General features: G+C 63.6%; 1 protein-coding gene. It reads right to left on the bottom strand.

The window, feature by feature from the left end; genetic code table 11:
• Nucleotides 1-20 precede the first annotated feature (20 nt).
• Nucleotides 21-845, bottom strand: a complete 825-nt coding sequence (locus Acor_RS00140; protein WP_246238316.1) for a transposase family protein — start codon at nucleotides 843-845, stop codon at nucleotides 21-23.
• Between the last annotated feature and the right edge of the window lie 161 nt (nucleotides 846-1006).

Genomic DNA, 1006 nt, shown 5'->3' with positions numbered 1-1006 from the left:
TGACGTTTTCTCACTGAGTTTCATCTGATTCGTCGGTGTTCGAAGTGGACGAGAACGAGTGCGGCGCGGACGAGGTCGCCGATTCGGCTGGGGCTGAGGGTGGTGTGCTGGAGGGCGGTCCAGCGTTCGGTGAGTAATGCGAAGCCGCGTTCTCCGAGGCTGCGCAGGGCGCGTTGCAGGGAATTGTGGGTGCGGTTGTCGATGCTGAGGACGTTGCCGCCGGTGGGCTGCTTGAACGGCACATGTATGCCGTGACCTGCGCCTTGATAGCCGGAATCGGCGAGCACGGGCATGGTCGTGGCGTAGGGGTAGACGGCGGGCAGGACGTGGCGGCGGGCGGCTTCGATATCGGCGACTCCGCCGGGTTCGACGTCGCTGGTCCAGATGGGGAATCCGTCGGGTTCGCACAGTGCTTGGATGTTTCCGCCGAAGTCGCCGGTCTTTCCGGAGAACCAGGCGTCGATCGTTTCGCCTTTGACGCTGGTGGTTTTGGCACGGCACCGGTCGGTGTCGAAGATCTTGCCGTCCAGGATCAGGTGGGGGATGCCGTTGCGGGCGGCGCGTTCCAGTGCCTCGTGCAGGTCGGGCGCCAGGTCGGCCAGGACGTCGATGACCTCGTGCAGGTAGCGGTATGCGGTGGCCTGGGACAGTCCGAACGCCGTGCCGTGCAGGCGGATGCTGGGCTTGGAACGGAGCCATGTCAGCGCGAAGAGTGCCTGAAAGAAGCAGGTCAGGCGTCTGGAGCCCTTCGGCGTGCCTCGGCGGCGGCGTTCGTGGTAGAGCAGTTGTCCGACGTAGCGGACCAGTTCACGGGGGACGTCGAGCATGGCAGGATAGGCGATCAAGTGGAGCCTCGGGGCGTGGGAGATCTTGTGGTGAGACCCCTTTTACCGGAGGCTCCACGCCCGTTTCCGGTGCAGACGTTCGTCCGCGAGTCTGCCTGAATGTGATCATTCCTGCTCGGAAATAGCCTGCTATCCGATTCGATCACGCTGAGAAAACGTCA

The organism is Acrocarpospora corrugata, assembly GCF_009687845.1.
GTDB classification, from domain to species: domain Bacteria; phylum Actinomycetota; class Actinomycetes; order Streptosporangiales; family Streptosporangiaceae; genus Acrocarpospora; species Acrocarpospora corrugata.
The sequence above is the reverse complement of the archived record's forward strand: the minus strand, read 5'-3'. Positions and strand labels throughout refer to the sequence as shown.